This window comes from Limosilactobacillus avistercoris (genome assembly GCF_014836425.1).
GTDB lineage: Bacteria > Bacillota > Bacilli > Lactobacillales > Lactobacillaceae > Limosilactobacillus > Limosilactobacillus agrestimuris.
Genome location: NZ_JACSQW010000052.1, coordinates 1 through 1054, shown reverse-complemented (window position 1 = coordinate 1054; position 1054 = coordinate 1). Strand labels below are relative to the sequence as shown.

General features: G+C 41.3%; 1 protein-coding gene. It reads left to right on the top strand.

What is annotated here, in order from left to right:
• Positions 1-100: 100 nt before the first annotated feature.
• Complete coding sequence (locus H9564_RS09035) at positions 101-1024, top strand: IS30 family transposase (RefSeq protein WP_191685130.1); 924 nt, start codon at positions 101-103, stop codon at positions 1022-1024.
• The last annotated feature ends 30 nt before the right edge of the window (positions 1025-1054 follow it).

Here is a 1054-nt window from a genome sequence, read left to right as displayed (position 1 = left end):
GGCAGATTGTAAAATTTAAGTTGAACATTTTAGTGGACAGAAAAACCCATAAAGGTCTTTAATGGTGTCGCTAAACAAAATCCATGAAAGAAGGACCTTTATGGGCACCACTATTTTATCATTTGAAGACCGCATTGTCATCGAAACGCTTCGTCATGAAAAGCGATCTCTTCGATATATCGCTGATTATCTGGGCTTTAGTAAGACCACTATCTTTAATGAAATTCATCGCTTGAATGGCGAATATCAAGCTGCTAGTGCTCAAGCTAACCTTGAATCTAAGCTTAGTCGTCGTGGTCGTAAATGCTCATTAACGGCTAACCTCAAGCGACTAATCGAAGACAAGATCAAGATTCAGAAATGGTCAATTGAACAAGTAGCCCATGTGGTTAGGATCGCCTACAAGACTATCTATAACTGGGTCGATCAAGGACTTCTAGATATTCGGATGACTGATTTACCTGACCATGGTATTCGTCGTAAGCGTGCTAAAGAAACCCGTGGGACTTTCAGTCATGGTCGTTCGATTGAAGATCGTCCAGCTGAAGCTTCTGATCGTAATATTGCAGGCCATTTTGAAGCTGATACAGTTTTATCTGGTAAGCGCAAAGGTCAAGCAGTAGCCACGTTTGTCGAACGCAAGAGTCGCCTTACTATCGTTAAACGGCTTGACGGAAGAGATAGTACTTCAATGACTAAGGCTATCCTTGAATTAGCTAATCAATTAGGAACTAATCTCAAAACACTGACAGTTGATCACGGGAAAGAGTTCGCCAACTACCAATCAATTGAGGAGCAGACCGGTGTACCGCTGTATTTTGCCCATGCCTATTCCCCACATGAACGTGGCAGTAATGAGAATCGTAATCGAGTGTTGCGCCGCTTTATTCCCAAAGGTCAACCAATTGAAGAGATTAGTGATGATGAGTTAATTCAGATTAACTGGTATTTTAACTCACGGCCACTCAAATGTTTGAACTGGCGATCACCAATTGAGATCTTCTTGCTTAATCTACGTCACTAAATTTGTTCAAGTTATTTATTGCAATCTGCC